General features: G+C 36.3%; 4 protein-coding genes. 1 reads left to right on the top strand and 3 read right to left on the bottom strand.

Annotated features, from left to right (window positions below):
• Positions 1–5 precede the first annotated feature (5 nt).
• Genes ACEW8U_RS21815 through ACEW8U_RS21825 form a run of 3 tightly spaced genes read right to left on the bottom strand, consistent with a single transcriptional unit; the run spans position 6 to position 6340 of the window.
• Positions 6–1577: a sulfatase gene (locus ACEW8U_RS21815; RefSeq protein ID WP_373524171.1), complete on the bottom strand. Its 1572-nt coding sequence runs from the start codon at positions 1575–1577 to the stop codon at positions 6–8.
• The gene (locus tag ACEW8U_RS21820; RefSeq protein ID WP_373524172.1) at positions 1574–4900 is read right to left on the bottom strand and encodes a DUF5107 domain-containing protein; all 3327 of its coding nucleotides are present in this window, start codon (positions 4898–4900) and stop codon (positions 1574–1576) included. The genes ACEW8U_RS21815 and ACEW8U_RS21820 overlap by 4 nt, the downstream gene beginning before the upstream one ends.
• Positions 4901–4906: 6 nt before the next feature.
• On the bottom strand, positions 4907–6340 hold the full coding sequence (locus tag ACEW8U_RS21825; RefSeq protein WP_373524173.1) for a sugar porter family MFS transporter: 1434 nt from the start codon (positions 6338–6340) through the stop codon (positions 4907–4909).
• 384 nt (positions 6341–6724) lie between these two features.
• Here ACEW8U_RS21825 and ACEW8U_RS21830 point away from each other — a divergent pair.
• A partial coding sequence (locus ACEW8U_RS21830) for an AraC family ligand binding domain-containing protein (protein ID WP_373524174.1) occupies positions 6725–7266 on the top strand: 542 nt, incomplete at its 3' end.

Raw genomic sequence — 7266 nt, forward strand, 5'->3', positions numbered from 1 at the left:
AGTATTTAATCTTTGGTCAATTTACTTCCCCACCAATCTCTATTGGGCTCAAAATCTTTTGAAAACATACTTTTCCTTTCTTGTTCCAATTGAGGCATTCTTCTGGTTTTCATTATTTCAAATTGCTCTAATTCCAAAAGAGGATTGAAGTTTTTGACAAATTCTGGTTTAAGTGCATTTTTTTGTTCAAGCCAAGCAAGCAATTGATTATCTAATTCTGTAGCTTTAGCCTTATTTTTAGATGCAAGATCATTCTGTTCTCTTGGGTCTTCAATGAGGTTGTATAGTTCAACATGGTCATCTTCCCAATAATGGATTAATTTCCAATCACCCAGTCTAAGCACTGAAGATGGATCGCCACCTTGGTTCCCATAATGAGGATAATGCCAATAAAGAGGTCTTTCAGGAAATTCTCTTCCTTCCATTAAAGGTTTTAAAGATTTGCCATCAACTTGATTAGTTGATGGAATTAATTGACCAGCATAATCTAATAACGTGGGGAAAAAATCATGTCCTGAAACAGGATGAGTTATATCAGTAACAACTTTAGAATTCCAAGGGATTTTAATGAAATAAGGAACCCTTAGTCCTCCCTCCCATTGATAGCCTTTACCTCCTCTAAGTGGAAGGTTAGAAGTGGCAAATCCATCACCGGAAGCTACACCGCCGTGATCCGAGGTAAAAACAACGATTGTATTGTCAGCTAGCCCAAGTCGTTCTAGGGCATCTAACACGATCCCTACCCCATCATCCATTTGTTCAACCATACCAGCATAAACCGGATTATCTTGCACAACTCTGATAGGCATTCTCCTTTCCATTTTATATCCAAATTCAACAGGTCCTAGGTTTTCCACCTTATCTCTGTATTTTGACCATTTTTCCTTTGTTGACTGTATGGGTCCATGAACTGCATAAAAAGAAAGCATCGCAAAAAATGGCTTAACCTTATCTTTCTCTAAAAATGCTTCTGTCTCCTGAGCTAAGACCTTACTTAAATTTTCACCATTTGGATAATCCCCTAACCTTGGGTTTGTAAATGGGGCAAAATATCCACCAAGAGGACTTCCTACACTCCATCCTCCAACATTAATATCGAAACCCCTCTTTTCCGGCCATTGATCCTCAGATTCTCCCAGATGCCATTTGCCTGCAAAATAAGTTTGATAGCCAGCTTCTTTAAATGCTTCACCTAAGGTTTTTTCATTGGCAATATCATGATTATAGGGCGGTGGTAATAATTTTGTATATGGTCTTTCTTCATGCCATTCCTTTCCGGTTTTAGCCCCTATCCAATCTGTAACACCGTGGCTAGCAGTGAATTTTCCTGTCATTATACTTGCTCTTGCAGGACTACAAACTCTACTGGAAGTATAACCTTGAGTAAATCGAAAGCTATTTGCTGCCAATTTGTCAATATTTGGAGTTTCATAGAAAGTACTTCCTGTTATTCCTAAATCATGATATCCAAAATCGTCTACCAAAATAAATAAAACATTGGGCTTTCGCTGTTCAACATGGTTTTCCTTGCAGGAAAACATTACTGAAAGGATAATTATTAATAAAATCTGTTTCATTGATTTTTAATTAGATTGATTTTTTCAGATATTAAATTGTAATGATTAACCACACCTAAATGATATAAATCCAATTCATAGGCTGCTTGAAAAGAAGCTTTTGCCCCTGAAATTTCTCCTTTGCCCAACTTACCCAATCCAATGAGGTAATGGCAATGTACCCTATTTTTCTTGTCCAAATCATCATCCCATATCAACAAATCGGGAAGGGAAACGGCGAAATAGTCAATTTTTAATTCATCAAAAAAGTGGTTTTCTCCATAATCTATTAATTTATTAAATCGACTAAGGGCAGCTTTTTCATTCCCTAGTTTAATAAGAGCAAGACCCTGATAAAAAATCATATCGGGAGACTGGTCGTTATAATACATTGCAGGACTTGGATCAGTCAATCCTTTTGAGGCTTTATCCCAATAAGACTTAGCAGTATGTAAATTATGGAGTTTTTCATATGCACAACCCAACCAGTAATAAATGTCATTTTCTTGTGCACCAAATAGTTTCCCTTCTCCTAGGCTTTCAGGATAAATTATGGCTTCCTCTAAATGCTTTATTGCCAATTCAAATTTACCATTTACCAAAGCGGATTTGGCAATTGAAACTTTTGCCATTAGGTATTGTCCAGGTACTCTACCTTCCCCACCTTCCCAAGGATGAAATTTCCTTTTTGTTAAAAGGTTTAAAGCATCTATATTTTGACCATTCATGTTCAAAAGAGTGATATACTCAAGGTATACATCATCACGCTCAAGAACAAGGTTCATGTGATTTTCTAAAAATTCTTTACGGAACACAACTGGTTTATTGAGCTTTTTGTATAGCTGATCAAGTTCCATCAAGACTCTTGAATTGTTTTCATCTTTTGAAAAAGCACTTTCAAGGTATTCCAATGCTTTTTCTTTATCTTGAAGTTTGTTATAATAAATTAGGGAAAGATTTCTCAGAACTTTTGGTGATTCCGGGTTGAGATTTAGTGAATTTTCGAGGCATTTTCTGGCTTTGACAAATTGTTTTTTTGCCATCCAATAATTTCCCAGATAATATTGATTGTTGTAATCATCAGGATTTCGAAGAAATGCTTCATTTAAAATCAATACTTCCTCCAACCTGTTAGGAAAACAAAAATCAGTGGGCATTTGAGCAGCCAGTTTGTACCAATACAACGCTTGTTCATCATCCCCGAGTTTGCTATAAAAGTAACCCAAGCTGTAGTAAACAATGGGGTATCCACTTGTCCTTTTTTCCTGATAAAACTTCAATAGTTGGATTGCCTCTTCATAAAAACCTCCATGGGCATAATCAAAGGAATATTCCAGATAATTATGGACATAATCCCTTATCAATTCCTTAAATTCAGATTTATTGCTTTCTTTTTTTGATAGGAGATATTTTTCAAATAATACTCCAAAATTGAATTTATCAATAGCCAATGAATCATCTATCAGTTTCCTGGCATCAGTTTCCCTACCCATCTTTCTTAAAATGGCAGTTTTTAGATGTCTAGCTTTATGATTATGCCAATTCCTTAGCAATGATTTGTCCACATGTTCTAAAGCTTTATCAAAATCACCCCCATGTGAATCTAAAAGTGCAAGATTAAAATATCCAGCATCTTGCCAAGCAGCATTCCAACATGCTTTATAGAAGTTTGAATAAGCTTCATGCTCTTTACCAAGAAACTTCAATGCCAATCCCAAATTAAAATAAGGCTCACCATCATTGGGGTTAGGGTTATATTTTGTCAAGGACTCTATGGCTTTTTCAAAAAATGGTATGGAATCTTCAATTTTTCCGTTTCTCAATAAATAACCTCCCATTGCATTATTACATCTAATATCTGATGCATCCCTTTTCAACCCCTCCTTATAATAATCCAACGGTTGGTAGGTGGCATGACGATATTGCTCAATATGCAGACCCGTAAGGTAAATCTCTTCATTTGTTTTGATTTCTACCGGTGATTTGGCCGGTTTAGCTGCATCTGGAAAAGGTTTCAATTCATTGGGTTTCTGTTTCCAGGTTACTAAATTTTTTCCGTACTTGTTTTTTACCCATACTTCTAAGCCTTCTGGAGCCTTTTCCATTGGTACAGAATATTCAAAGACTTCTACAGGAGTCAAGTCAAGGGTTTGATTGAAAAGAAGGTTTCCTTCGTTTGAAAGTATAATAGTAGCATCATAAATTATTCCAGTAACATGTACCATGACAGTGATCTGTCCTTTGGTGTAAATAACGTTGACCAGTGCATCTTTTGAAGCATTTTTAACTACACCCAATCGACTGTATGGAAGAAAAAACTGTTCAAAATTCCGTTCCTCATACGGTTGAATCCAAGAAAAATCCGGTTGGTTATCTGTATAAACCCCACACATTAATTCAATATATGGCCCATTTTCATCGGTGAGGTTTCTGTCCCAAGCATGCCCAAAATCACCATTGCCCCATGTCCACTGCTTTTTTCCGGGAGATACATGGTGGTTAGCAATATGAAGCAAACCAGCTTGTGTATCATTCTCATATCCACCAACAAAATCATATTCAGAATTGATGGCCATATATGAGGTCGGCACAGGAATATTCTTATACTTTGATATATCCACTCCTTGTGAATAATCTACTTTGTAATATGTCCCAGTGGCTATTGGAAAGCGGGAAACATCCCGCTTTCCATGGTCAAAAACGGCATTTACATCTTCAGGAAAAACAGATTGATAATGGTCATTTACTGCAACTGCAGGATTGGCCCACCATAGAAAAGTCTGGGGATGTGGCGTCCTATTGAATAATTTGCCTTTTACCTTCAAGTAAGCTTTGTCAGGATATAAGGTGAAACCAGCCATCCCTTTAGTTCTGAACATTCGTTCAACCTCACTTACCCAAACAGTAACACTCCCATCATCATGGTGCTCAATGGTGAAATCTACAGGATCATAAGTACTTGGTCTATGATGTTGAGGCCAATTAAATTCTATTCCCCCTGATATCCATGGACCTGTGAGTCCTACAAGTGCTGGTTTGATGACTTCGTTGTAATAGACAAAATGCCTGTTTTTGATTTTGTCAAATGCCATCTGAATTCTCCCTCCTAAGGCGGGTAAAACCATGATCTTAAGGTAGGTGTTTTCCAAGTATATAACCTCCCATTCCTTGTCAATCTTTTCATCACGTATCTTTTCTATAACAGGATGAGGATACACTGTTCCGCTACTACCTTGATAAACTCTTTTTTCTAGAAATATGGGGTATTTTTCAGGTTCACAAACTTCGTAGGTTGGAATGATTATGGTTTCCTTCCAAACTTTTACTGGTTCATCATTTTTCATCTTTAATCAGTTTAAAAATTCAGATTCAATTTCTTCAAGACTCTTACCTTTTGTTTCCTGTAATTTTTTTATTATAAACAGGTATCCGACAAGGCAAATAATACCATATAACCAAAAGGTTCCTGAGGCATTAAGTGTACTATTAAGTAGTGGAAATGAAAAGGTAAGGGCAAATGACGCGATCCAAAGACATAAAGTCGCCATAGACATTGCCATCCCCCTGATCCGATTGGGAAATATTTCAGAGAGTATTACCCATGTTACAGGTGCAAGTGTCATGGCATAAATGGCTATCGCCCCTATAACAAGGATTAGAATTGGAAAACCGGTCCAACCTAAATAATAGCTTAATCCCAAAAACAAATAAATGATAGCCAAACCCATAGCTCCTAATACCATCAGTCTCTTTCTGCCCCAATGATCAACAAACCGCATTGCAAGGAGGGTGAAAACCAGGTTTACACTGCCAGTAATAATAATGTTGAATAACATTTCTCCGACACTATAGCCTGCTTTGGTAAAAATCTCATCAGCATAATTGAATATGACATTTATTCCACACCATTGCTGAAATACAGCCAAACCTATCCCGATAAGAAGAATTGGTTTTATTTTGGGTTGAAAAAGATCTTTAACGTGGACTTTGGGTAATTTATCAACAAGGGTAGCACTAATATTCCCCCTTTCCACCTCTGCATAGCTTCTACCCCCAATTTTCTCCAAAACCTTCATGGCCTCGATTTCTTTACCCATTTTCATCAGGAACCTTGGACTTTTGGGCACTGCAAACATCAATAAAAAGAAAGCCGCAGCGGGAACCAATTCTGCCCAGAACATCCACCTCCACCCCATCAGACTATTCCAAGTGGATTTCATTTCATGAATACCCATCGATTCAGGTACTGGTTCAGCAATAAGGTAGTTTACTATCTGGGCTGCCAAAATCCCTATAACAATGGTCAGTTGATTAATAGATACAAAACGACCTCTTAATGGTGCCGGTGCCAACTCTGCAATGTATAAGGGGGATAAAGTTGAAGCTATTCCAATTCCAATGCCGCCCAAGATTCTGTAAAAAACAAACCATGAAAAATTATCAGCATATCCACTTCCAAAGGCTGAAACGATAAACAAAAATGCTGCGGCGATAAGAGGATACTTTCGGCCATATTTTTCAGAAGTGAAACCTGCAAGTAATGCCCCAAGAATACAACCGATAAGGGCACTGCTCATTGCCCATCCTTGAAGTTGGGGTGAACTTTTTATTTCAAAATATAATTCATAAAAGGGTTTTGCCCCACCTATTACCACCCAATCATATCCAAACAATAACCCTCCCAATGCAGAAATAAATGCCAAAGCCAAAAGGTATGGGAGGTTGAAAGGTCTTTTCTTCACCCTGCGTGTAGTTGTTTTTGGGTCATAAAAATTTTGGGTCATTGAAATCAATAATAGAATTAAAATTCATTAAATGAAAGAATTGGAATTCAGCTTTTTACCTTAAAAGGTCAATGATTCTGAAACTAATCATTACATATTTTAATTTTTGAATTTTAATAAAGGATATGTGATCAAAATTATTGATTTGTCGACCTTACTCAATGGATGAAAATGTTTTAAACATAGACAATTATCCAATATTAATCTAATTGATATAATGAGGTTTGAAAAAATTAGCCTCGATACAGTTTATTTTTTAGATTGAAAAAAATGTTGGAGAAGATTAATTAGAATTACATCCAGAGGAGATTATCCTACTTTATTAAGATTCTAAAATTAATCTTAATAATCAGGAAGGAACATCAGATAAACCCAATATTAACCATGAAGGATAAAATTTTGATGAAAAGAGGATTTGAAGGGGAAAAGATCAATGTAATTCCAAGAGAAATTTTAAGAGAGTTTATTTCAAACGAAATCAGTAAAAACCTTTATCTAACCGATATGGGGTATTTTCCACAAGCAAGAAATCATTTCAGGAAACGGCCAACAGGGTGTGGTCAATACATTTTGATCTATTGTATAGAAGGTTATGGCACAATCAATATTAACAAAAAACAACATTGCCTAACACCAAATTCCTTTTACATTATCGAAGCTGACATGCCTCATTACTACTATTCCGATAAAAAAGATCCATGGTCGATTTACTGGGTACATTTTGCCGGCGAATTCTCCGGATTTCTTTTCGAGAAATTTCTAAATCTAAATAATGGTAATCATATAACTGTTCCTTTTGAGAGCAACAGGATTTCAGAGTTTGAGAACATTATTGATCTGATCAATCAGGGTATTTCCAAAGAGATATTTGAATATGCGTGCATGTTGTTGTATAAAACCATCGGCTCATTCCTGTATTATTCACT

Origin of the sequence: Aquiflexum sp., from assembly GCF_041751335.1 — a bacterium.
Lineage (GTDB): Bacteria > Bacteroidota > Bacteroidia > Cytophagales > Cyclobacteriaceae > Aquiflexum.